The sequence below is a fragment of the Pseudomonas sp. B13(2017) genome, from assembly GCF_002113245.1.
GTDB classification, from domain to species: domain Bacteria; phylum Pseudomonadota; class Gammaproteobacteria; order Pseudomonadales; family Pseudomonadaceae; genus Aquipseudomonas; species Aquipseudomonas putida_Z.
Map to the genome: position 1 here is coordinate 13,542 of NZ_NEJX01000021.1, position 24,387 is coordinate 37,928.

Below are 24,387 nucleotides of genomic sequence, written 5' to 3' on the forward strand. Positions count from 1 at the left end.
GCATGCCTGACGACTTCCAACTGCGATAAGGTGCCGCCTGTCACCCTCAATAGCCCGCAGGGAAGTTGAACATGCATTCCATATTTATCGTCGACGACCATCCCGTCATCCGCCTGGCCGTTCGTATGTTGCTGGAAAACCAGAATTACAAGGTTGTCGGCGAGTCGGACAACGGCGTTGACGCCATGCAGATGATTCGCGAAACCGCGCCCGACCTGGTCATCCTCGACATCAGCATCCCCAAGCTGGATGGGCTGGAGGTGCTTGCCCGGTTCCAGGCCATGGCCCTGCCCATGAAGGTGCTGGTACTGACCGCGCAGTCTCCCGCATTGTTTGCCGTACGCTGCATGCACTCGGGTGCTGCAGGCTACGTGTGCAAGCAGGAAGACCTGAGCGAACTGCTCAGTGCAATCAAGGCCGTGCTGGCCGGTTACAACTACTTCCCCAGCCAGGCAATCAAGCATAACCAGGCGACAGATGCCGACTTGCAACTTTTCCGCCAGGTAAATGACCGCGAACTGATGGTACTGCAACTATTCGCCCAAGGCCGCAGCAACAAGGAAATTGCCAAGGGCATGTTCCTCAGCAGCAAGACCGTCAGTACCTACAAGAAGCGCCTCATGCACAAACTTCAGGTCAATACGCTGGTCGACCTGATTGAAATGGCCAAACGCAACGCGCTGGTCTGAGGGTAGTCATGGCGCACCTTATCGTTCGCCTGCTGCTCACCCTGCTCCTGTTCAGCGGCGCGGCACAGGCTACCCATCACGAAGCTTCGTCCTATACATTGCTGGCACGCTCATCGGCCAGGCCGGCACTGCCTGCCCTCACCAGCGAACAACGGCAATGGCTCGAAGGCCGTCAGGAACTGGTGCTGGGTACCTCGGCACCAGACTACCCGCCGTTCGACATCACCAGTGGGGGCCGCGACTACCAGGGCCTTACCGCCGAGTACGCGAGCCTGATCGGCAAGGCCCTGCAGTTGCCCGTGCGAGTGCTGCGCTTTACCAGCCGGCAAGCGGCGGTGGAGGCGCTCCGGCAGGGCGACATCGACCTGCTTGGCAGCTCCAATGGCTACGAAGCGGCCAGCGATGGCCTGGCCCTGTCGCACCCCTATGCCATCGACCAACCAGTGCTGGTAACGCGCGAGGACGAAAGCCGGGCGCTGGACATGGGCCTGGCCGGCATGCGCCTGGGCATGCTCTACCACTACCTGCCCCGGCAGGAGGTGAAAAGCGCCTACCCCAAGGCCGAGCTGCTGGCCTTCGGCTCGTCCAGCCAGGCCCTGAGTGCCGTGGCGTTCGGCCAGGCCGACGTGTTCATCGGCGATACCATTTCCACCCACTACCAGCTCAATCGCGGCCACCTGCCGCGCTTGCGCATGGCCAGTTTCGGCAAGCACGAAGCCATCGGCTTCGGTTTTGCCCTGCGCCACGAGGACAGGGTGCTGATGGAGATGGTGAACGCCACCCTGAACAGACAGACCTCGGCCATACGCGCCAGTATCTTCAAGCGCTGGAGCGCCGGTAGCGACCTGCTGCTGACCGACCGCAAGCTGCAACTGACCGACACCGAAGAACAATGGCTGAAGGACCACCCGGTGATGCGCGTGGCAATCGATGACACCGCTGCACCGGTCTCCTACTTCGATGGTTCGGGGCATTTTCGCGGCATCACCGCCGACCTGCTCGAGCTCCTTCGCCTGCGCACCGGCTTGCGTTTCGAAGTGCAGCGCGCCAGCGGCCTTGCCGACATGATTGCCCGCCTCAAGGATGGCCGCGCCGATGTCATCGCCGCACTGGCCACCGGCGGGGTGAACGAAGACGACCTGCAAATCAGCCAGCCCTACCTGGAAAGCGCCTATGTGCTGGTCAGCCGCAAGGACAAACAACCCTTCACCTCGCTGGAACAGCTGCAGGGTCATCGCATCGCCATTACCCGCTACAGTGCCATGGACGCCATGCTGTCGCGGCACTATCCGCAAATCGGCTGGGTCGAGACCGAAAGTTCGTTCTATTCCATGGCGTTGCTCAACAGCGGTGCCGTCGATGCAGTGATCACCACCTTGATCGACGCCAACCATGCGCTGGCCGGCAACCCCGAACTGGTCATCCGGGCTACCGTCGGCAGCGAACCCGCCAACTTCGCCATGGCCACCAGTGCCCCGTCACAGGCGCTGGTGTCGATCCTCGACAAGGCGCTGCTGAGCATCTCGCCGGAAGAACTGGGGGTCATCAACAACCGCTGGCGCGGCTTCAGCCTGCACGAGGATGGCAACGACCAGGGCTACCGCCGGCTGGCGATTCAGGTGGTACTGGGCACCGCCGTGCTGTTGCTGCTGGCCTTGCTGTGGAATGCCCGCCTGCGCCTGCAGATTCGCCAGCGGCAACGCGCCGAACGGGCGCTGAACGACCAGTTGGCGTTCATGCGCGCCCTGCTCAACGGCACGCCCCACCCCATGTACGTGCGTGACCGCGAGGGCCGCCTGCAAAGCTGCAACTACAGCTATCTGGAAGCCGTGCAAGCCCGCTCCGAAGAGGTCATCGGCAAGAACCTGGAGGGGAGCCTGTTCGCCGATTTCGAGCAGACCCGGCAGATCCATGCCGACTACCTGAAGGTGATGGCCGAAGGCTCGCCACTGATCATGGACCGGCCACTACGGATCCAGGGCCGGGAGATGACCATCTACCACTGGATCCTGCCGTACCGCGACTCACTGGGTGAGGTGCAAGGCATCATCGGTGGCTGGATCGACATCAGCGAGCGCCGCCATCTGGTCATGGAGCTGCGCCAGGCCAAGCAGCAGGCCGACGATGCGAACCGCGCCAAAAGCACGTTCCTGGCCACCATCAGCCACGAAATCCGCACCCCGATGAATGCGGTCATCGGCATGCTCGAACTGGCAGTCAAGCGTGCCGACCAAGGCCGGGTAGACCGTTGCGCGCTGGAGCTGGCCCACCACTCGGCCAAGGACCTGCTGGGCCTGATCGGCGATATCCTCGACATCGTGCGCATCGAGTCGGGGCACTTGTCCCTCGCCCCGGAGGCCGTCGACCTGGCGGCCCTGGTCGAATCGGTGGGGCGCATTTTTGAAGGCCAGGCGCGGCAGAAAGGCCTGGCCCTGGAGGTGATGATCGCACCGGCCGCACGCTGCCATGCCCTGCTCGACCCCCTGCGTTTCAAGCAAGTCCTGTCGAACCTGGTGAGCAACGCCATCAAGTTCACCGAGCATGGCCAGGTGCGCATCTGCGTCAGCCTGGTGGACGACGGCAGCACTACCCCCGCCGTGCTGGAGCTGGAAGTGCGCGACAGTGGCATCGGTATTCACGCCGACGACCTGCAACGCCTGTTCAACCCGTTCATCCAGGCCAACCCGCATAGCCAGAGCGCCCGCGCGGGTACCGGGCTGGGCCTGGCCATCTGTCGCAACCTGTGCGAAATGATGGGCGGCAGCCTGACCATCAAGAGCCTGGAGGATGTCGGCACCCAGGTGCGCCTGAAGATGCCGCTGCAGCGGGTTGACGCTGCGGCGCAGCCGGCCCCGCTGATAGAGAACCTAGACGTGCCCGATCCACGGCTGAACGTGCTGGTGATCGACGACCACCCGGCCAACCTGCAACTGATGGCACAGCAACTTGGCTACCTGGGGCTGGAGCACACCAGCGCCCACGACGGTCGCGAAGGCCTGGCCACCTGGCGGGCGGGCGACTTCGATGTGCTGGTGCTCGACTGCAACATGCCGCACATGAACGGCTACCAGCTGGCCACCGCCGTGCGTACCGAGGAACGCCATGGCAAGCGGCCGCGCTGCACCATTCTCGGCTACACCGCCAACGCACAGCCGGAGGTACGCCGAAAGTGCCTGAGCGCCGGCATGGACGACTGCCTGCTCAAACCCATCAGCCTGGGCACGCTCAGCCAGCGCCTGGCCGGCATCCGCCCACGCCGCCAGCACAAACCGCGGCGCAAGCTGTACCACCTGGACGGCCTGGCCACAGTGGTCGGGCATGACCCGAACGACCGCCAGCGCTTCCTTCAGGCGTTGCAGCAGAGCCTGCAGGCCGACCTGGCCACCTTGATGGCATTGCATCCGCAGCACGACAGCGATGCCATTGCCGAACAGGCGCACAAGGTGCTCAGCGCCGCGCGGATGCTGGAAGCCCCCGCGCTGATGAAGGCCTGCGAAGCCCTGGAGGCAAGCGGCTTGCCTCCCGACCAGTTACGCCTGCGGCGCCAGGCACTGGCGCGGCATATGTGCCGGGTAGAACGTGCCCTGGCCAAGGAACTGGCCACAGGCACCTGCACACAGGCAGGCAGCCAGGCGTGTTAACTGGTAGACTGCGCGGCGTTATTACCTAAGAGGATTGTTTCATGGCCACAAACCGCTCCCGTCGTCTGCGCAAGAAGCTGTGTGTCGACGAGTTTCAGGAATTGGGCTTCGAGCTGAACCTGGAATTCAAGGAAGATCTGGATGACCAGGCAATCGATGCTTTCCTCGACGCGTTCCTGGCAGAAGCCATGGACGCCAACGGCCTGGACTATGTAGGCGGTGACGATTTCGGCCTGGTGTGCTCGGTCAAACGTGGCTCGGTCAGCGAAGAACAGCGTGCAGCCGTTGAAGCCTGGCTCAAAGGCCGTAGCGAACTGACCAAGATCGAAGTCAGCCCGCTGCTGGACGCCTGGTACCCGGAAAAGCCGATCAACAAGGCCGAGTAATACCGGCCCGGCTCGATCGCTGAAAAGGCCACCCCAAGGGTAATGCCTGTCAGATAGCGTTAATGGGGCTGCTACGCAGCCCATCGCCGGCAAGCCAGCTCCCACAGGTATGCGCAGAACTCAGGAATTGCGCAATCCTTGTGGGAGCCGGCTTGCCGGCGATGGGCCGCAAAGCGGCCCCAATTACTTGACTGACAGGCAATACCCTCAGGGGTGGCCTTTTTTATTGGGGGTGCTTTTCCGTCGAACGTGGCGCATCGTCGCTGCGCTTGGGGCATAATGCGTATTCTTTCACCCTGGGGCCATCATCCCTTACAGCCCCAATGCCCTTTTCCCTCGCCGTAGGGTATTTATCGATCATGATCAAAACGCTTCGTCCCCTCGTTCTTGCCGGCCTGCTGTTGCCACTCGCCTTGCCCAGCCAGGCCGCCGCCGTCAACACCACGCTGCCTGCCAAGGTGCAGCAGGCCCTCAAGGCCAACAAGCTGCAGGATTCTGCCCTGTCGCTGGTGATGCTGCCGCTGGACGGCCCCGGCACACCGACCGTGTTCAATGCCGATGTCTCGGTCAACCCGGCCTCGACCATGAAACTGGTCACCACCTACGCCGCCCTCGAACTGCTCGGCCCGACCTTCCAGTGGAAAACCGAGTTCTACACCGATGGCACCCTGAGCAACGGTGTACTCAACGGCAACCTGTACCTCAAGGGTGGCGGCGACCCGAAACTGAACATGGAGAAGCTGTGGCTGCTGATGCGTGACCTGCGCGCCAATGGCGTGCGCACCATCACCGGCGACCTGGTGCTGGACCGCAGCCACTTCGTGCAGCCCAACCTGCCGCAGTTCAACGACGACGGCGGTGATGAGAACAAGCCGTTCCTGGTCAAGCCCGACTCGCTGCTGGTCAACCTCAAGGCCCTGCGCTTCGTGGCCCGCAACGATGGCGGCAAGGTCACCATCGCGGTCGAACCGCCGATTGCCAGTATCCGCATCGACAACCAGGTCAAGGCGGTTGCCTCCAAACAGTGCTCGGGTGATGTGCGCTACAACCCGGTGCAGCAGGCCGATGGCATCAGCGTAACGGTCAGCGGCCAGCTGGGTGACGGCTGCAACTCGCAGACCTACCTGTCGCTGCTCGACCACCAAACCTACGCCGCCGGTGCCGTGCGCGCGATCTGGAACGAGCTGGGTGGCAGCATCCAGGGTGGCGACCGCTTCGAGAACGTGCCCAAGGGTGCTCGCCTGCTGGCCCGTGCCTTCTCGCCAGACCTGGTGGAAGTGATCCGCGACATCAACAAGTACAGCAACAACACCATGGCCCAGCAGCTGTTCCTGAGCCTTGGCGCGCAGTTCCGCACCGATGCCGACGGTGACGACGCCCGCGCCGCCCAGCGCGTGGTGCGCCAGTGGCTGGCGAAGAAGGGCATTACCGCGCCGCACCTGGTGATGGAAAACGGTTCCGGCCTGTCGCGTGCCGAACGGGTCAGCACCCGGGAGATGGCCGCGATGCTGCAGGCCGCCTGGAAGAGCCCCTATGCCGCCGAGTTCATGAGCTCGATGCCGCTGGTGGGTATGGACGGCACCATGCGCAAGCGCCTGAAGCGTACCGCCATGACCGGCGAAGGGCACATCAAGACCGGCACGCTGAACACCGTGCGGGCAATTGCCGGCTTCAGCCGCGACAGCAACGGCCATACCTGGGCGGTGGCGGCGATCCTCAACGACCCGAAACCGTGGGGTGCCTCGCAGGTGCTCGACCAGGTGCTGCTGGACCTGTATCGCCAGCCGAAACTGGCCGGCAGCACAGCGGCCAACTGATAGGTATAGGTTGCCAGTACCGGCCTCTTCGCGGGCTTGCCCGCTCCCACAGGTATTGCACCAAGTTCAATAACGGTGCAGTACCTGTGGGAGCGGGCAAGCCCGCGAAGGGGCCGGTACCGACAACCAAAAACGATCAGGCCAACTCCCCCTCCACCCGATCTCTCCCGGCCTGCTTGGCCGCATACACGCCTGCATCAGCCCGCAACAGCAAGGCATCGGCCCCTTCCCCCGGTCGCCAGCCCGCCACACCAAAACTCGCGGTCACCCTGCCCACGCCTTCCACCGGCACATTGCGCACCCCTTGCCACAGCTCCAGCGCCAGCAGCCGCGCCTGCTCGGCATTGCTGCCCGGGCACAGCACCATGAATTCCTCGCCGCCCAGCCGGCAGAACACATCGGTACGCCGCAAACGCTGGCCGATACGCAGGCACAGGCTGCGCAGCACGCGGTCGCCGACGGCATGGCCGAAATGGTCGTTGATGCGCTTGAAGTGATCGATATCGAGCATGATCACCGCCAGTGCCTGGCCATCGCGCTGGGCCCGTTCCAGTTCGAGCTTGAGCCGCTCCTGGAAGTAACGGCGGTTATGGATGCCGGTCAGCGAATCGGTCACCGACAGCGCACGCAACTCTTCCTCCACGCTCTTGAGGTCGGAGATGTCGGTCAGGTAGCCATGCCACAAGGTGCAGCCCTGCTCGCCCACCTCCGGTGTCGCCTCGCCACGCACCCAGCGCAACCCGGCACGCGGCAGGCAAACCCGATATTCCTCGCGCCAGGGCGACAGGTGTTCGGCCGAGTAACGCACCGAGCGGCGCACGCGCTCCAGGTCATCCGGGTGGATGCGCTCGAACACCGCCGTTGCATCCTCGCGCAACTGCTGCAGGTCGACTTCGTAGATGTCGTACAGGCCCATGCTGGCGTACGGAAAACAGGAATGGCCGTTGCCATCCAGGCGGTACTGGTAGATGCCGCCCGGTACCTCGGCACTGAGCTTTTCCAGAAGGCGGTCACGCGCCGCCAGCGCCTCATGCACCCGACGCCGTTCAGTGACATCGATGCAGATCGCCAGGTAACCGATCCACAACCCCTGTTCATCGAGCATGGCGGTGACCAGCATGTTGGCCACCAGTTGGCTGCCATCGGCGCGCAGCAAGGTCCATTCCCCCGGCTCGGCGCCATGCTCCTGCACCGTTTCGGCGAACATGGCCTGGCCACCTTCAATCGGCCGGCCGTAACGCAGGCTCAAGGCATGGGCACGCAGGCTCAACTCCTCGGGCAGCACCAGGTCCTCCAGGCGCAGCTGGCCGATCGCCTCACTGGCGGGGTAACCGAGCATGCGCTCGGCGCCGGCGTTGAAGGTGCTGACCACGCCCTTGAGGTTGGTGGCGATGATCGCCACCTGGGTTGCTGCATCCAGCACGCTGCGCAGCTGGTTGTGGGTGCCCCGCAGGGATTGCTCGCTGACCCGCAGCTCGGCGGTGCGCTGCTCGACCAGGGCCAAGGCGCGCTGGCGCTGGCTGAACAAGCTGTAGAGCAAGACACTGAGCAGCAGGCTCAACAAGCCGCCCAGCAGGCTCACCGCCAGCACCGCGGAGGAACGGTTGGCACGCACGAAGGCCAGGCTCGGCCGGATACTCAGCTGGAAGTGGTGGTCAGCCAGGTGCAACAGCTGGTTGGTGGCCAGCGGCAGGGGTGCGACCGGGTTCTGCGAATCGAACATCACCTCGGGGCCATGCAGCCCGGTGGGGTCGACGATACGCACCACCAGGTTATCGTCTGCCGAAACCGGGCGCCCGTCACTGACCAGCTCACGCATGCTCAGCAAGGCCATCACATAGCCCACTGCCGCGCCGTGGGGGTTGGCATCGGAAAACACCGGCGCCACCATCAGCAGGCCACGCGCATCCGAGCTGGTATCGAACATGGGCAGTGGCTCGGACACCGCCATGCTGCCCGGCCCCAGCGCCCGCGCCAGTGCCGCCAGGGGCACTTCCTGGCCGGCGAGGTCCAGCCCATAGGGCAGCCCGGGCAATTCACCCGACTGGGTATAGAGCACCGGGAAGTAATGGTCGCGCTGGGGGGATGGCCGCCACTGGCCTTGCTCATCCTGGTCGCGGATCACGTAGCCCGGGCCGGAATGCGCACTGGCCTGGCGCTCGAACTCGGCGCGTTGCGCGGCTTCGACACGCGGCGCCCAGGCGTAGGCCAGGGTCCGCTGCAGCAATGGCCTGGCGTAGCCGTCGAACTCGTGTGGGGTGATTTCGTTGGAAAAGCTGAAAAACCGCCGCAGCCCGTCAAGGCGCTGCTGCTGTTCGTCAAACCGCTCGGCGATACGGCTGAAACGCTCGCTGGCCAGCAGCTCGAAGCGCTGGCGCAGCTGCTGCTTGTAGAAGGTTTGCGTGGCTAACGCCAGGACGGCCGTCAACAGGCCGCCCACGACCAGGGCGACCAGGGCCACCGCCCAGGCGGACACCGCCTCTGTGCACAGGCCAAGCAACCGCGCACGCACGCCACCCTTTGACATACACCCATCTCGTCACGTCAGCGTCCTGCGGATTATCTTGCCCTGCCCTCAGTTATAGCTATTGGCCATTAGCCGCGCAATGTACCTCGTCGCCTCAACGAAGCTGCAGACGCCAGGCGCGATGGATACGGTTATTGCGGGCAAAGTCCGGGTCCAGGGTCTGGGCCGTGATTTCCTCCACCGCGTAACGCGCCATCAGGTGCTCGTCCAGCTGGAACTTGCGGAAGTTGTTGGAGAAATACAGCACGCCACCCGGCGCCAGGCGGGCCATGGCCAGGTCCAGCAGCTGCACGTGGTCACGCTGCACGTCGAACACGCCTTCCATGCGCTTGGAGTTGGAGAAGGTCGGCGGGTCGATGAAGATCAGGTCGTAGCTGTCTCGGTTGCCCTCCAGCCAGGCCATCACATCGCCCTGCTCCAGGCGGTTGCGCTCGGAGAAGCCATTGAGCGCCAGGTTGCGCCGCGCCCAGTCCAGGTAGGTTTTCGACAGGTCGACGCTGGTGGTGCTGCGCGCGCCGCCCTTGGCCGCATGCGCGGTGGCCGTGGCGGTGTAACAGAACAGGTTGAGGAAGCGCTTGCCGGCTGCTTCGCGCTGGATGCGCATACGCATCGGGCGATGGTCGAGGAACAGGCCGGTGTCGAGGTAGTCGGTGAGGTTGACCAGCAGCTTGACGCCGCCCTCGTTCACTTCCTGGAAGCGGCCTTCGGTTGCCTGGCGCTCGTACTGGCGCGTGCCGCTCTGCCGCTCGCGACGCTTGAGCACCACACGCTGCGGCGAAATGCCCAGGGCCTGCGGGATGGCTGCCAGCGCGTCGAGCAGGCGTGCCTGGGCCTTGTCCGGGTCGACCGAACGTGGCGCGGCGTATTCCTGCACGTGCACCCAATCCTGGTACAGGTCGACCGCCAAGGCGTACTCGGGCATGTCGGCATCGTACAGGCGGTAGCAATCGACCTGCTCGCGGCGGGCCCACTTGCCCAGTTGCCTGAGGTTTTTCTGCAGGCGGTTGGCGAACATCTGCGCCCCTTCCGACAGGCGCGCCGGCTCGCTGGCCGGTGCTGCCTGCTGGCGGCTTTCCGCGCCTTCAGGCTGCGCCTCGCGGCGCTCGCCGGTAACGAACTGGTCGGGCTGCACCTTGAACAGCAGCAGCTTGCACGGCAAGGCGCCGTTCCAGAACGCGTATTGCTTGTGGCTGCGAATGCCCATGCGCTTGCCCAACTGCGGCGCGCCAGTGAATACCGCCGCCTCCCAGCCCATGCAGGCCTGGCGCAGGCGCTCGCCGAGGTTCTGGTAGAGGTACAGCAGGCTGGCTTCGTCACCCAGGCGCTCGCCATAGGGCGGGTTGCTGATGACCAGGCCTTTCTGGTTCTGGTCCGGGCGCGGCTCGAAGGTGCTGACTTCGCCCTGGTAGATCTTCACCCAGTCGCCCAGGCCGGCACGCTCGACGTTGTTGCGGCCTGGCTGGATCAGCCGCGGGTCGGCCTCGTAGCCACGGATCCACAGTGGTGGCCTGGCCAGGCCGGCCTGTGCCCGCGCCTGCGCTTCGTCATGCACCTTGCGCCACAACGCCGGTACATGGCCGAGCCAGGCACTGAAGCCCCAGCGTTCACGCTTGAGGTTGGGCGCGATATCCGCGGCGATCATCGCCGCTTCGACCAGGAAGGTACCCACACCGCACATCGGGTCGGCCAGCGCGCCACCTTCGGCGGCAATGCGCGGCCAGCCGGCGCGGATCAGCACCGCCGCCGCCAGGTTTTCCTTCAGCGGCGCGGCACCTTGCTGCAGGCGGTAGCCACGCTGGTGCAGGCTGTGCCCGGAAAGGTCGAGGGAGAGAATGGCTTCGCCACGGTCCAGGCGCAGGTGCACGCGCACATCAGGGTCGATCTTTTCCACCGACGGGCGCAGGCCTTCGCGGTTGCGCAGCTTGTCGACGATCGCGTCCTTGACCTTCAGCGCACCGAAGTGAGTGTTGTCGATGCCCGAGCCATGGCCGCTGAACTCCACCGCCAGGGTGCCGTCGGCTGCCAGGTGATCGGCCCAGTCGACCGCGTGCACGCCGTCGTAGAGGTCGTCGGCGTTCTTCATGGAGAAGCGCTTGAGTACCAGCAGCACCCGGTTGGCCAGACGTGACCACAGGCACAGGCGGTAGGCGGTTTCCATGTCGGCGGCGCCGCGAATGGCCGAGGTGTGCTCGCGCACGTCATCCAGGCCGAGGCCCCGCGCCTCTTCGGCAAGCAGGCCTTCCAGGCCTTTGGGGCAGGTGAGGTAAAGTTCGAAACGGTCCGACATGAGTAATCCAGCGCCTTGGGCTATTTGACTGACGGGGCGACGCATCGCCCCGCGATGTTTGCCCGCACACCTTTCCAGCAGGCGTGCGGGTGGCCTTTCCCGGCACGCGAGCGTGCGGTGAAAGGCCGGGCCGCCTGACCGATCTGTGCTTGGCCCAGTGGCAAAGACAGCTTAGATCATCAGGCAGTACGAAAAATTCTGGCGATACCGGGGCCGATGTGACCCTTCGTCGCATTTCAAATTATTACTGTCATCCGCGAGCAACGCTGGCGAAATGGCGTCAATGATCGGCAAACCCTGATCATAGCGGGCTCAACGCTAAACAAGGTTGAGTCGCATTTATTTACTTATCCCCTCACCCTTGGAAAGGTTACGTGCTTATGACAAATCGATCATTCACACGGTGACTCGCATTCGATAGAACTGGTCTCAGGCCACTTCGCAACGAGGTGGCACTTTCAGCTCGCCACGCCGGCAGCGAGCGCACACCGGCAGAAAGACTCTGCCCGGCCTCGGAGAGGCCGACGGGACATTACAGTCAACAAGTGAGGGCAACACCCTATGAGAAGACTTAAGCGTGATCCGTTGGAAAGAGCATATTCACGTGGCTACCAATACGGGGTCACCGGCAAATCCCGCGAACTTTGCCCCTTCAATCTTCCTTCTGTTCGCCAAGCCTGGATCAACGGCTGGCGTGAAGGTCGCGGTGATAACTGGGACGGAATGACTGGCACCGCTGGCATCCATAGACTCAACGAAAATCACGCCGTTGGCTGAACGAGGACACTGAATTCGATTTACCATGCACGCCCTATCCGGGCGGCGGGCGAAGGCCCAGGGGCCCCTTGATGGGGCCCTTTTTTATGACTTCGAATCCATATCCGCGCTGGCTTCTTCGCGGGCTCGCCCGCTCCCACAGGCTTCAGCAGTGCGCTGGACCCTGTGGGAGCGGGCGAGCCCGCGAATGGGCCGGCCAGGTCACCGCGGCATCGCAGCGATAGCGTCCACCGCCTCGCGAATCAACGCTGGCCCTCTGTAAATGAAGCCCGAATAAATCTGCACCAGGCTCGCCCCGGCAGCGATCTTCTCGGCGGCATGGCGGCCTTCGGTAATGCCGCCAGCGGCAATGATCGGCAGCTTGCCGCCCAGCTCGCCCGCCAGCACCTTGACGATATGGGTGCTCTTCTCCAGCACCGGCGCGCCCGACAGGCCGCCCGCCTCGCCACCGTACGGCAACCCTTCGACACCTTCACGCCCCAGCGTGGTGTTGGTGGCGATCACCGCATCCATGCCCGACTCCATCAGCGCGGCGGCCACCAGGGCGGTTTCTTCGTCGCTCATGTCCGGGGCAATCTTGATTGCCAGAGGTACGCGCTTGCCATGCGTGCCGGCCAGTTGCTCGCGGCGCTCGGCCAGGGCATCGAGCAGCTGCTTGAGCGAATCGCCGAACTGCAGGCTGCGCAGGCCCGGGGTGTTTGGCGAACTGACGTTGACCGTGATGTAACTGGCGTCGGTGTACACCTTGTCCAGGCAGATCAGGTAGTCATCGACGGCACGCTCCACCGGGGTGTCGAAATTCTTGCCGATGTTGATGCCCAGCACGCCGTTGTAACGCGCAGCCCGCACCCGGCCGAGCAGGTGATCAACGCCCAGGTTGTTGAAACCCATGCGATTGATGATGGCCGTTGCCTCCGGCAGGCGGAACAGCCGCGGCTTGGGGTTGCCCGGCTGCGGGCGCGGGGTGATGGTGCCGATTTCGACGAAGCCGAAGCCCAGCTGGGCGAAACCGTCGATGGCCGCGCCGTTCTTGTCCAGGCCGGCCGCCAGGCCCACCGGGTTGGCGAAGTTCAAGCCCATGACCGTAACCGGCAAAGCCGCCGGCTGCTTGCACAGCATGCCGTTGAGGCCAAGACGGCCACCGGCGCCGATCAGGTCCAGGGACAGGTCGTGGGAGGTTTCCGGAGAAAGCTTGAACAGCAGCTGGCGGGCCAGGGTATACATGGGCGGGCAAGGCTCGGGGTGAATGAGGGGGCGATTATAGCCAGCGTGAGGCCGGCATGACAGCAAATCGTGGGGCTGCTGCGCAGCCCATCGCCGGCAAGCCAGCTCCCACAGGTACAACACAAGGGCTGAAACCTGTGCTGTATCTGTGGGAGCTGGCTTGCCGGCGATGAGGCCAATGCAGGCGGCACAAGGCAGTTGCTCCACAGGGAGGCTGCCAGATGGCACATCGGTTGCACCGGAAAAGCCCACAGCCTTATCAGTACGGGCGAGGAACCTTGTGAACACTGTACCCCGAGCAACGCCCCTGGCCTGGGTCAACGGCAGCGACGCGCCGGAAAAGCCCAGCCTGAACATCGGCTACATGGCCCTGACCGACTGCGCCTCGGTGGTAGTCGCCGCCACCCAGGGGTTTGCCCAGCAGCACGGCCTTACCCTCAACCTCAAGCGCCAGGGCTCCTGGGCCGGGCTGCGCGACAAGCTGGTCAGCGGCGAGCTGGATGCCGCGCACTGCCTGTATGGCCTGGTGTACGCCGTGCACCTGGGCATCGGCGGTGTACCGGCCAGCGCCATGGCCGTGCTCATGGGGCTGAACCAGAACGCCCAGGCCATAAACCTGTCCCCGGCCCTGCAGCGCAAAGGCGTGACCAACCCTGAAGCATTGGCACGCCTGGTGCACCAGCATGGCGCACGCCTCACCTTCGCCCAGACCTTCCCCACCGGCACCCACGCCATGTGGCTGTATTACTGGCTGGCCAGCCAGGGCATCCACCCATTGCGCGACGTCGACAGCGTGGTGGTGCCACCAGCGCAGATGGCCGCGCATATCCAGGCCGGGCGCATCGACGGTTTCTGCGTGGGCGAACCCTGGGCTGCCGATGCCGTAGCCACGGGCCAGGGCTTCACCCTGGCCACCAGCCAGTCGATCTGGCCGGACCACCCGGAAAAGGTCCTGGCCTGCGCCCGCGCCTTTGCCGAGCAATACCCCAACAGCGCCCGCGCGCTGATCAAGGCGGTCCTCGCCGCCAGCCGCTTCATCGAGCAAAGCCCGGAGAACCGCCGCAGCACTGCGCAACTGCTCAGCGGCAGCGCCTACCTGGACACCCCGCTGACAAGTATCGAACCACGCCTGCTCGGCAGCTACCACGATGGCCTGGGCAACCACTGGCAAGACCCGCATGCCCTGCGCCTGCACGACCATGGCCGGGCCAACCTGCCGTACCTGTCCGACGGCATGTGGTTCATGACCCAGTTCCGCCGCTGGGGCCTGCTGCGCGACGACCCCGACTACCTCGGCGTGGCCCGCCAGGTCCAGCAGCTGGCACTGTATGGCGAGGCGGCACAAAGCCTCGGCGTGGCCTGCCCCGAGCAGCCGATGCGCAGCAGCCTGCTGATCGATGGCAGCCGCTGGGACGGCAGTGACCCCTACGGTTATGCCCGCAGTTTCAGCCTGCATGCACTGGGCGACCTGCCCGATGCCCGTGTCGGCGCGTGAGGGGGACAGTTCATGTTGCGCATCCTGCTGATCGACGACACCCAGAGCAAACTCGGCCGCCTCAAGGCAGCCTTGAGCGAGGCCGGCTTCGAGGTCATCGAAGCCCCAGACATGACCATCGACCTGCCCGCCTGCGTCGAAACGGTGCGCCCGGACGTGGTGCTGATCGATACCGACTCACCGGACCGCGATGTAATGGAACAGGTGGTCCTGGTCAGCCGTGACCAGCCGCGACCGATCGTGCTGTTCACCGACGAGCACGACCCCGGGGTGATGCGCCAGGCGATCCAGGCAGGGGTCAGCGCCTACATCGTCGAAGGCATTCATGCCGCGCGGCTGCAACCGATCCTGGACGTGGCCATGGCCCGCTTCGAAAGCGACCAGGCGCTGAAGGCGCAGCTGCTTGCGCGCGACCAGCAACTGGCCGAGCGCAAGCGCATCGAGCAGGCCAAGGGTTTGCTGATGAAGATGAAGGACTGCAACGAAGAACAGGCTTACACCCTGATGCGCCGCCAGGCCATGAGCCGGCAGCAGAAGCTGATTCAGGTGGCCGAGCAGATCATTGCCATGCACGAGATGCTGGGCTGACGCCTCGTTCAAAACCTCACGCGATCCATGTGGGAGCGGCCTTGTGTCGCGAAAGGGGCGCGTAGCGCCCCCCCGAATTTTTCAGCTTCGCCGCAGATATTGCCGGGGCTGCTGCGCAGCCCTTTCGCGACACAAGGCCGCTCCCACATAACCCGAGTCAACCCACGGTCCGAGTTGGCCCATCTCTTGCTGAACAAATATCACCGGTAGCCAACGGCGGTTGCCCACTTGATCCCGACAAAGACGTCGCTCTCCCCTCCACCCACGTGGAGCGGGTAGCGGCGTCTTTTTCGTTCCGTTGCATTGCCGAGTGAGGTGTTCGATGAGTACCAGCTTCTGGAAATCCGGGCATGTGCCCACGCTGTTCGCCGCGTTCCTGTACTTCGACCTCAGCTTCATGGTCTGGTACCTGCTTGGCCCACTGGCGGTGCAGATTGCCGCCGATCTGCAGCTGAGTGCACAACAACGGGGCCTGATGGTGGCCACGCCGATCCTGGCAGGGGCGATCCTGCGCTTTGCCATGGGCGTGCTGGTCGACCGCCTGTCGCCCAAGACCGCAGGGCTGATCGGCCAGGTGGTGGTCATCATCGCCCTCGCCGCTGCCTGGCACCTGGGCGTGCACAGCTATGAGCAAGCGCTGCTGCTGGGCGTGCTCCTCGGCTTTGCCGGTGCCTCGTTCGCCGTGTCACTGCCGCTGGCCTCGCAGTGGTACCCGCCACAGCACCAAGGCAAAGCCATGGGCATTGCCGGTGCCGGCAACTCCGGTACGGTGTTCGCCGCCCTGCTGGCCCCGGCGCTGGCTGCGGGCTTTGGCTGGAACAATGTGTTCGGCTTCGCGCTGGTCCCGCTGTCGCTGGCCCTGTTGGTGTTCGCCCTGCTGGCACGCAATGCTCCGCAGCGGCCCAAGCCAAAAGCCATGGCCGACTACCTCAAGGCCCTGGGCGACCGTGACAGCTGGTGGTTCATGTTCTTCTACAGCGTCACCTTCGGCGGCTTCATCGGCCTGGCCAGCGCCCTGCCCGGCTATTTCAGCGACCAGTATGGCCTGAGCCCGGTCACCGCCGGCTACTACACCGCTGCATGCGTGTTCGCCGGCAGCCTGATGCGCCCGCTCGGCGGCGCTCTGGCCGACCGCTTCGGCGGCATCCGCACCCTGCTGGGCATGTACAGTGTGGCGGCCATCTGCATCGCTGCAGTCGGCTTCAACCTGCCTAGCGCCACCGCCGCACTGGCCCTGTTCGTCAGCGCCATGCTCGGCCTGGGGGCCGGCAATGGCGCGGTGTTCCAGCTGGTACCGCAACGCTTCCGCCAGGAGATCGGCGTGATGACCGGGCTGATCGGCATGGCCGGCGGCATCGGAGGCTTCCTGCTGGCCGCCGGGCTTGGCACCATCAAGCAGCACACCGGTGACTACCAGCTGGGGCTGTGGCTGTTCGCCAGCCTGGGCTTGCTGGCCTGGTTCGGCCTGCACGGCGTGAAACAGCGCTGGCGCACCACCTGGGGCTCGGCTGCGGTTACCGCGGCACGGGTCTGAGGCACAGCCATGAGCCTGCAACTGAACTTTGCCCAGGCCAGCGCCACCGGGCCGCGCGAGGAAAACCAGGACGCCCTGCGCCTGGTTACCCCGGCGCCGGAGCTGGCCGCCAGCAAAGGCTACCTGTTCGCCCTCGCCGACGGCGTCAGTCAATGTGCCGATGGCGGCCTGGCAGCCCGTGCCAGCCTGCAGGCGCTGGCCCTGGACTACTACGCCACCCCCGCGACCTGGAGCGTGGCCCAGGCCCTCGACCGCCTGCTGCTGGCGCAGAACCGCTGGTTGCGCGCCCAAGGCAGTGGCCAGCCACTGCTGACCACCCTCAGCGCGCTGGTGCTGCGCGGCCGGCGTTTTACCCTGGCCCACGTGGGTGACTGCCGCGTGTACCGCTGGCACGCTGGGCGCCTGCAATGCCTGAGCGAAGACCATGTATGGGACCAGCCAGGCATGCAGCATGTACTGAAGCGCGCACTGGGCCTGGACCAGCACCTGCTGGTGGATTATCTGGAAGGTGAGCTGCAGCCGGGCGAGAGCTTCCTGCTGTTGAGCGATGGCGTATGGGCCAGCCTGGGCGACCAGCACATCCAGGCGGTGCTGCGCGAGCAACCCGACCTGCAACTGGCCGTCGACACCCTGGTCGCCAGCGCGCACCTGAACGGCAGCCAGGACAACGCCAGTGCCTTGCTGGTGCAGGTCGAGCAACTGGGCACGGCCAACCTGGGCGACACCTTGGCGCAACTGCAGCAATGGCCAGTGCCCGGCCCCCTGCGTGAAGGCCAGGTGATCGATGGCTGGCAAGCCGAAAAGCTGCTTTCGCAAAGCCGCCAGTCGCTGCTGTACCGGGTGCGCGATGGCCAGGGCCAAGCCTGGCTGCTGAAGACCCTGCCCGCCGCACGCGAGCAGGAGCCCGGCGCGGCGCAAGGGCTGTTGCTGGAAGAATGGTTCCTGCGCCGGGTCGCTGGCCGGCACTTCCCCGAACTGCACACCGCCAGCCAGCGCCAGCACCTGTACTACGTGATGCGCGAATACCCCGGCCAGAGCCTGGCAGCGCTGCTGGCCGAGCACGGCCCGCTACCCATGCCGCAGTGGCTGGAGCTGGCCCGGCAGCTGCTGCAAGCGGTCGGCGTACTGCACCGGCGCAACCTGCTGCACCGCGACATCAAGCCAGAGAACCTGCACCTGGGCAGCGATGGCCAGCTGCGCCTGCTGGACTTCGGCCTGGCCTACTGCCCGGGCCTGTCCGAAGACCCGCTGCACGAGTTGCCGGGCACGCCGTCATACATTGCCCCGGAAGCGTTCGACGGCCAGCCGCCCAACCCACGCCAGGACCTGTATGCCGTGGGCGTGACGCTGTATCACCTGCTGACCGGGCATTACCCCTACGGCGAAGTGGAGGCTTTCCAGCGCCCGCGCTTCGGCCAACCGGTCAACGCCGCGCGCTACCGCCCCGACCTGCCGGAATGGCTGCAGCACAACCTGCAGCAGGCACTGGCAGCCGACCCTGCGCAGCGCTTCGAAACCGCCGAACACTGGTTGCTGCTGCTCGAACGTGGCGACCGCCAGGAACTGCCCAGCCGGCCACGGCCGTTGCTGGAGCGCGAACCGTTGAAGGTCTGGCGCACCCTGGCCCTGCTGTCCTTGCTGTTCAACCTGATACTGCTGCTCACCCTGCTCAAGGGCTGAACGCACCTTGCCGATGAGGAAACCCTGATGAATGCGAAAGTCTGGCTGGTTGGTGCTGGCCCTGGCGACCCCGAACTGCTCACCCTCAAGGCTGTACGCGCCTTGCAGCAAGCCGCTGTGGTGATGATCGACGACCTGGTCAACCCGGCGGTGCTGGAGCATTGCCCGCAGGCCCGGGTGATTGCCGTGGGCAAGCGCGGCGGCTGCCGCTCCACGCCGCAGGCGTTCATCCAGCGCCTGATGCTGCGCCATGCGCGACAAGGGCGCTGCGTGGTCCGGCTCAAGGGCGGCGACCCGTGCATCTTCGGCCGTGGTGGTGAAGAGGCGCTGTGGTTGCAGGGGCATGGCATCGAGGTGGAAGTGGTCAACGGGATCACCGCCGGCCTGGCTGGCGCCACGCAATGCGGGATTTCCCTGACCTCACGGGGTGTGAGCCGGGGCGTGACGCTGGTCACGGCACATACCCAGGATGACAGCGAACTGAACTGGGCGGCCTTGGCCCAGGGCGGGACGACGCTGGTGGTGTACATGGGCGTGGCCAGGCTGGAGCAGGTGCGCCAAGGGTTGCTGGACGGGGGCATGGCACCGGCGACGCCGGTGGCGATGATCGAGAATGCCTCGTTGCCGCAGCAGCGGGAGTGCAGGAGCGATGTGCGGGGGATGGTCGAGGATGCGCGGGGGTTTGGCTTGCGTAGCCCGGCGATTTTGGTTATTGGGGAGGTGGTTGGGGAACAGGTGGTTCAGGAATTGGTGGCAATTGCAGGATGATGCAGTGCCTGTAAAGGCCCCTTCGCGGGCTTGCCCGCTCCCACAGAGATTGCACACAGCCTGCGGCATACGACGAACCTGTGGGAGCGGGCAAGCCCGCGAAGGGGCCGGCACACGCCACACAAATCCCAGGCAAAGAAAAACCCGGCCGAGGCCGGGTTTTTCATGAAGCTTCAAACCAATTACTTGGCCTGGGCTTCTACCTGAGCTTCAACGCGACGGTTGACAGCACGGCCTTCTTCGGTGGCGTTGTCGGCAACCGGACGGGTTTCGCCGTAGCCAACCGAGTCAACACGGCTGGATTCCACGCCGTACTGCTGGGTCAGGACCTGCTTGACAGCGTTGGCACGACGCTCGGACAGCTTCTGGTTGTAAGCGTCTGGGCCGACGGAGTCAGTGTGACCTTCCACGGTGGTGGTGGTCTGTGGGTACTGCTTCATGAAGTCAGCCAGGTTCTTGATGTCGCCGTAGCTGTTTGGCTTGACGACCGACTTGTCGAAGTCGAACTTGACGTCCAGCTCAACGCGAACGACTTCGGCAACAGCCGGGCAGCCATCAGCGTCAACGGTAACGTTGGCCGGGGTGTCTGGGCACTTGTCGACGTTGTCGCAAACGCCGTCGTTGTCGGAGTCGGAGCACACTTCGGCAACTGGAGCCGGAGCGACTTCAGCTTGCTTCGGGCTACCGCCGAAGTTCAGACCAACACCAACGGTCGGGCCCCACTCGGTGTTGCCGTTGTCGATGTTGTACATGGCTTCTACGCCAGCACGGGCGAAGAACATGTCGGTGATGTACCACTTGGCGCCAGCGCCAACGTTGGCGAAGGTGGAGTGGTCGCGGCCGCTACGAGTGGCCTGGCCCAGGCTCTCGTGAGCGAAACCGGCGGAAACGTACGGACGCAGAGCGTCGCCCACGGTACCGAAGTGGTAGGTGGCGTCGAGCTTGGCCTTGGAACCTTTGATGTCTTTGTTGAAGACTTCACCACGAGCGTTGTGGGTCTCGTTGTAGCCGAGGTCCAGGGAAACGTCGTCGGTCAGGAAGTAGCCCAGGCGAACACCAGGATTGGTGCCGTCGTTCTTGAAGTTACGTTCGCTGTCGTAGTACTGCTTGGTAACGTTGCCTTCGATTTCCACAGCGCCTTGGCCTTGAGCCAGAACGCCGAACGAAGTAGCAGCGACGAGCGAGCCAATGGCCAAGCCCAAGGTGTTTTTCAATTTCATCCGTTAAATCCCCATCTGGTGATAGTTAAGCAGTCCCACCACAAACAAGGGGGACAACTCGACGGCAAGTCTAGCAGAACTCGCCGGTTCGTTAGAGATATTTGCACGCCACTAAGTTTCATCGAGGCCGGCAAATTTCTCCCGAAGCTTGTCTAGCGCGCGCTTGTAGCGCATTTTTGTCGCGCTCAGGCCCATGTGCATGATGTCGGCAATTTCCTGAAACTCCAGCTCTGCGACAAAACGCAGCACCAGGATTTCCCGGTCAATCGGGTTCACATGCACCAGCCACTTGTCCAGCCCGCCTTTTTCTTCCGGCTTCGGAGCCTTGTCTTCGGACGCCTCTTCAACAGGGTCCAGACTCAAGGCATCCATCAACCGACGTTTACGGCGCTCCTTGCGGTACTGGGTAATGCATTCGTTGTAGGTGATGCTGTAGAGCCAGGTCTTGAACTTGGACTTACCCTCGAAGTTCTTCAGCCCGTACAGCACTTTCAACATGACTTCCTGACAGACATCGTCCGCGTCACGGTCGTTCCCCAGATAACGCGCACAGACGTTGAACAGGGTCCGTTGGTAGCGCCGCATGAGCTCTTCATAGGCGCGGGTAACGTGGTACAGCTCCTCATGCGAACGCGCCACCAACTCTTCGTCGGTGAGCTCGCGGGGGTCATAACGCATGGGCGGCGAATGAACTTTATTCAAAACGGATCTGGCCGACAGTCAGGTCAATGTCGCCGCGCGACCCCGTGGGTCGATTTTCGCGGCGGCATACATTAACAGCTTTGTGCGGTTAGCGGCTATTGACTCGCTGTTCAAGCAGCTCACGATTGGACAGTGATACCAGTTCGCCATCATCGGTCAGCAGCGTCGTCTTGACCGTACCGATCTCCTCGATATGCCCTTCGACCTCGCCAATCCGCACCTGCTGGCCCACCTGGTACAGCTCGCGCACGTAGATGCCGGCCAGAATCTGCCCGGCGATTTCGCGGCTGCCCAGGCCCATTGCCAACGCAACGGCCAGACCAACGGTAATCAGCCCGATCACGATCACATGGTTCAGCAGGTCGGTTTTCACCTCCAACTGGCTGATGGCCACCGAGATGCTGATGATGATCACCAGGCCCTGGGTGATACGCCCCAGGCCTGCCGAGTATTCCAGGCCGATGCCTTCGGCAGCGCCGCGAACCAGGCCGTTTGCCACCTGGGCCAGCAGCACGCCAGCCAGCAGCACCAGGGCTGCGCCGAACACCTTCGGCAGGTACAGGGCAAGCATGTCGAGGGTTGCCGAGACCCGCTCCAGGCCCAGCGACTCGGCGGCCGAGACCAGGAAGATGAGCAGCACGAACCAGTAGACGATCTTGCCGATCAGGGTGGAGATGGGTACCTGGATGCCGACCCGGCCAAGCATCTTGGTCAGGCCGGTGCCGGCCATCAGGCGGTCCAGGCCGAACTTGGCCAGCAGTTTGGACAGCAACGTGTCGAGCAGCTTGGCCACCACGAAACCGAGCAGCACCACGACCAGCGCGCCGAACAGGTTGGGGATGAAGTTCGCTACCTTGGTCCAAAGGGCAGTCATGGCGGTGACCAGGCTCTGGGTCCAGAGATCGAGTTCCATATTCAATCGGCCTTATCTGCTTTGCTGCCGTTGGCAGCGTTGCGGGAAGAGTGTCGACGCACCGGCGCAACATGCGCCGCGCCATTGTTCACGGCGATCAGCAGCGCCTGGCTCCAGCGGCCAAGCAGGCTGAACAGATCGCCCGCGCCAACCTGGCGGTTGGCGGTTTTCAGCACGCGACCCAGGCAAGCGGCGTCGTCCCGGTCGTCCCGGTCATTGCCGGAGGGTGACGCCTTGAGCAGGTCGCGCAGGGATTCTTCAAACGGATCGTGCATGGGCACCTCGCGCAGTGTCAGTCAGAGACGAGATGGCCGGTCGATGGGTCACACATCGCATTGGGACGAGTGTTTCAAAATGAATGGCGCTTGCCTGCACTGGCCCTATCGCCGGCAAGCCAGCTCCCACAGGGGTACCACAAGCCTTGAAACCTGTGGTGTACCTGTGGGAGCTGGCTTGCCGGCGATAGGGCCGGTGCAGGTCAATGAGCATCTATACCCACCGCAACCGCCGGAACAGCCACCACTGCCCCACCGCCAGCCCCAGCACGACGATGCAGGCAAACAGGAAGCCATAGGGGTTTTCCGCCCCGGGGATGCCGCCGACATTGATGCCCAGCAGCCCGGTGATGAAGCTCATGGGCAGGAAGATGCAGGTGATGATGCCGAAGCGGTACATGGTGCGGTTCATGCGCTCGCTGCGCCGGCGATCCTGGCTTTCCAGCACCAGGGCGGCCCGTTCGCGGGTCAGTTCCAGCTCTTCGAGGTAGCGGATCAGGCTGTTGTTCAGCTCGTTCCAGTAATCGGCGTCGGCATCGACGAACCAACTCCATTTGCTACGCGACAGCTGGGCGTAGATCTCTCGCTGCGGAGCCAGGAAACGCCGCAGACCGGCGGCACGCCGGCGGATCTGCTGCAGGCAGCCATTCTCTGGGGTATACCGTTCGTCGGATTCGACCTTTTCTTCTTCCAGGTCGACCAGTTCGGACAGGTCGCTGACCAGGCCCTGGACCTTTTCGGTCAGCAGTTCGCCCATCAGCAGCAACAGCTCGGAAGCCGATTTCGGGCCCCTGCCCTCTTCGAGCTGCTGGAGAATCTCGTCACTGGCGCGCAACGGCCGCAGGCGCAGCGAGATGACCCGCTGCGCCTCGGCGAAGATGCGCACCGAGACCATGTCTTCGGGCTCTGCACCCGGGTTCAGGTTGACCCCACGCAGGAACAGCAACAACTGTTCATCGGCCATGGGCAGCAGGCGCGGCCGGGTATTTTCTTCCAGCAGCAGCTCGCAGGCGAACGCGCTCAGGCCGCTGTCGTGCAGCAGCCAGGTGCGGGTTTGCGGATGGCTGCGGTCCCAGTGCAGCCACAGGCTCTGCTCGGGTTGCAGCTGCAGGTCGTCCAGCTCGGTACGGGCAATCGAGCGCGCGCCGCCTTTGCCATCGAGCACCAGGGCGTGTACCAGCCCCCACTGCGCGTTGTCTTCCTCGAACATCAAAGCTCCATCAGCGCGGGCGGCGCATCACTCCGGCATTTTCAGCGGGCTTGGCGAGACCAGCACGCCATTGTTGTCGGCATACACGTACTCGCCCGGGCGGAAGGTCACCCCGGCGAAGGTCACTGCCACGTTGAGGTCGCCGATGCCGCGCTTGTCGGTCTTCATCGGGTGGCTGGCCAGGGCCTGCACGCCGACGTCGGTCTGGATCAGCACGTCGACGTCACGCACGCAGCCGTAGATGACCAAGCCTTCCCAGCCGTTCTTGGCAGCCTTCTCGGCGAGCATGTCGCCGAGCAGTGCGCGGCGCAGCGAGCCACCACCATCGACGACCAGGACCTTGCCCTTGCCATCGAGTTCGACCTGCTCCTTGACCAGCGAGTTGTCTTCGAAGCACTTGATGGTGACGATCTGGCCGCCGAACGAATCGCGGCCGCCGAAATTGCTGAACATCGGTTCCAGCACCTGCACCAGGTCCGGGTAGGCATCACACAGGTCGGGCGTAACGTAATGCTGCATGGGAAGCTCCTGTCAGTCACAACGAAAGCGGGTATCGGCCAAGGCTACACCGTAGAGCCCATTGCAGTCATCCGGGACCAAGCAGTCAGTTGTGTTTTACCTGTACCGGCCCTATCGCCGGCAAGCCAGCTCCCA

19 protein-coding genes are annotated in these 24,387 nt (G+C 64.2%); 10 read left to right on the forward strand and 9 right to left on the reverse strand.

Annotation, left to right across the window (positions count from 1 at the left end):
* Positions 1-71: 71 nt before the first annotated feature.
* The 4 genes from CAG44_RS22805 to dacB all read left to right on the forward strand — a co-directional run bounded on the left by CAG44_RS22805 (position 72) and on the right by dacB (position 6,533).
* On the forward strand, positions 72-689 hold the full coding sequence (locus CAG44_RS22805) for a response regulator transcription factor (protein ID WP_085589399.1): 618 nt from the start codon (positions 72-74) through the stop codon (positions 687-689).
* A gap of 8 nt (positions 690-697) precedes the next feature.
* Positions 698-4,330 (forward strand): ATP-binding protein, encoded by a 3,633-nt coding sequence (locus tag CAG44_RS22810; protein WP_085693046.1) that lies wholly within the window; start codon positions 698-700, stop codon positions 4,328-4,330.
* Between the two features lie 41 nt (positions 4,331-4,371).
* On the forward strand, positions 4,372-4,716 hold the full coding sequence (locus tag CAG44_RS22815) for a YggL family protein (protein WP_004376110.1): 345 nt from the start codon (positions 4,372-4,374) through the stop codon (positions 4,714-4,716).
* Positions 4,717-5,075: 359 nt separating this feature from the next.
* Positions 5,076-6,533: a D-alanyl-D-alanine carboxypeptidase/D-alanyl-D-alanine-endopeptidase gene (gene dacB / locus CAG44_RS22820; RefSeq protein ID WP_025338294.1), complete on the forward strand. Its 1,458-nt coding sequence runs from the start codon at positions 5,076-5,078 to the stop codon at positions 6,531-6,533.
* Positions 6,534-6,669: 136 nt separating this feature from the next.
* On the opposite strand, the gene CAG44_RS22825 is transcribed toward dacB, so the two are convergent.
* Together CAG44_RS22825 and rlmKL are read right to left on the reverse strand one after the other, a co-directional pair.
* Positions 6,670-9,060, reverse strand: coding sequence for a diguanylate cyclase (locus CAG44_RS22825; protein WP_085693047.1), 2,391 nt, complete (start codon positions 9,058-9,060; stop codon positions 6,670-6,672).
* 94 nt (positions 9,061-9,154) lie between these two features.
* A complete protein-coding gene (gene rlmKL / locus CAG44_RS22830; RefSeq protein ID WP_085589393.1) occupies positions 9,155-11,347 on the reverse strand; it encodes a bifunctional 23S rRNA (guanine(2069)-N(7))-methyltransferase RlmK/23S rRNA (guanine(2445)-N(2))-methyltransferase RlmL in 2,193 nt (730 codons plus the stop codon).
* A 561-nt stretch (positions 11,348-11,908) separates the two neighbouring features.
* Here rlmKL and rmf point away from each other — a divergent pair.
* Complete coding sequence (gene rmf / locus CAG44_RS22835) at positions 11,909-12,124, forward strand: ribosome modulation factor (RefSeq protein WP_003248687.1); 216 nt, start codon at positions 11,909-11,911, stop codon at positions 12,122-12,124.
* Between the two features lie 201 nt (positions 12,125-12,325).
* Here rmf and CAG44_RS22840 read toward each other — a convergent pair whose 3' ends face one another.
* Entirely contained in the window at positions 12,326-13,348 is a 1,023-nt protein-coding gene (locus CAG44_RS22840) for a quinone-dependent dihydroorotate dehydrogenase (protein WP_085693048.1), read from the reverse strand.
* Positions 13,349-13,628: 280 nt separating this feature from the next.
* Between CAG44_RS22840 and CAG44_RS22845 the strand changes: the two genes are divergently transcribed.
* The 5 genes from CAG44_RS22845 to cobA all read left to right on the forward strand — a co-directional run bounded on the left by CAG44_RS22845 (position 13,629) and on the right by cobA (position 19,413).
* Positions 13,629-14,843 carry a CmpA/NrtA family ABC transporter substrate-binding protein gene (locus tag CAG44_RS22845; protein ID WP_085589391.1) on the forward strand — a complete coding sequence of 405 codons (1,215 nt, stop codon included), beginning with the start codon at positions 13,629-13,631 and terminating at the stop codon, positions 14,841-14,843.
* A 12-nt stretch (positions 14,844-14,855) separates the two neighbouring features.
* Positions 14,856-15,431, forward strand: coding sequence for an ANTAR domain-containing response regulator (locus CAG44_RS22850; RefSeq protein ID WP_085693049.1), 576 nt, complete (start codon positions 14,856-14,858; stop codon positions 15,429-15,431).
* Between the two features lie 322 nt (positions 15,432-15,753).
* Entirely contained in the window at positions 15,754-16,965 is a 1,212-nt protein-coding gene (locus CAG44_RS22855; RefSeq protein WP_085693050.1) for a NarK/NasA family nitrate transporter, read from the forward strand.
* A gap of 9 nt (positions 16,966-16,974) precedes the next feature.
* Positions 16,975-18,645: a bifunctional protein-serine/threonine kinase/phosphatase gene (locus CAG44_RS22860; protein WP_085589387.1), complete on the forward strand. Its 1,671-nt coding sequence runs from the start codon at positions 16,975-16,977 to the stop codon at positions 18,643-18,645.
* Positions 18,646-18,672: 27 nt separating this feature from the next.
* Positions 18,673-19,413, forward strand: coding sequence for a uroporphyrinogen-III C-methyltransferase (cobA, locus tag CAG44_RS22865; RefSeq protein ID WP_085589385.1), 741 nt, complete (start codon positions 18,673-18,675; stop codon positions 19,411-19,413).
* Between the two features lie 182 nt (positions 19,414-19,595).
* Here the strand turns inward: cobA and CAG44_RS22870 are convergent, their stop codons facing one another.
* The 6 genes from CAG44_RS22870 to rraA all read right to left on the reverse strand — a co-directional run bounded on the left by CAG44_RS22870 (position 19,596) and on the right by rraA (position 24,252).
* Complete coding sequence (locus CAG44_RS22870) at positions 19,596-20,633, reverse strand: OmpA family protein (protein ID WP_004376136.1); 1,038 nt, start codon at positions 20,631-20,633, stop codon at positions 19,596-19,598.
* Between the two features lie 111 nt (positions 20,634-20,744).
* The gene (sigX, locus tag CAG44_RS22875) at positions 20,745-21,311 is read right to left on the reverse strand and encodes an RNA polymerase sigma factor SigX (protein ID WP_003248665.1); all 567 of its coding nucleotides are present in this window, start codon (positions 21,309-21,311) and stop codon (positions 20,745-20,747) included.
* Between the two features lie 112 nt (positions 21,312-21,423).
* Complete coding sequence (locus CAG44_RS22880) at positions 21,424-22,248, reverse strand: mechanosensitive ion channel domain-containing protein (protein ID WP_004376138.1); 825 nt, start codon at positions 22,246-22,248, stop codon at positions 21,424-21,426.
* Positions 22,249-22,250: 2 nt separating this feature from the next.
* Positions 22,251-22,523 (reverse strand): hypothetical protein, encoded by a 273-nt coding sequence (locus CAG44_RS22885; protein WP_004376140.1) that lies wholly within the window; start codon positions 22,521-22,523, stop codon positions 22,251-22,253.
* A gap of 214 nt (positions 22,524-22,737) precedes the next feature.
* Positions 22,738-23,733 (reverse strand): zinc transporter ZntB, encoded by a 996-nt coding sequence (locus CAG44_RS22890; protein WP_063913854.1) that lies wholly within the window; start codon positions 23,731-23,733, stop codon positions 22,738-22,740.
* A 27-nt stretch (positions 23,734-23,760) separates the two neighbouring features.
* Complete coding sequence (rraA, locus tag CAG44_RS22895; protein ID WP_021785500.1) at positions 23,761-24,252, reverse strand: ribonuclease E activity regulator RraA; 492 nt, start codon at positions 24,250-24,252, stop codon at positions 23,761-23,763.
* Positions 24,253-24,387: the final 135 nt, after the last annotated feature.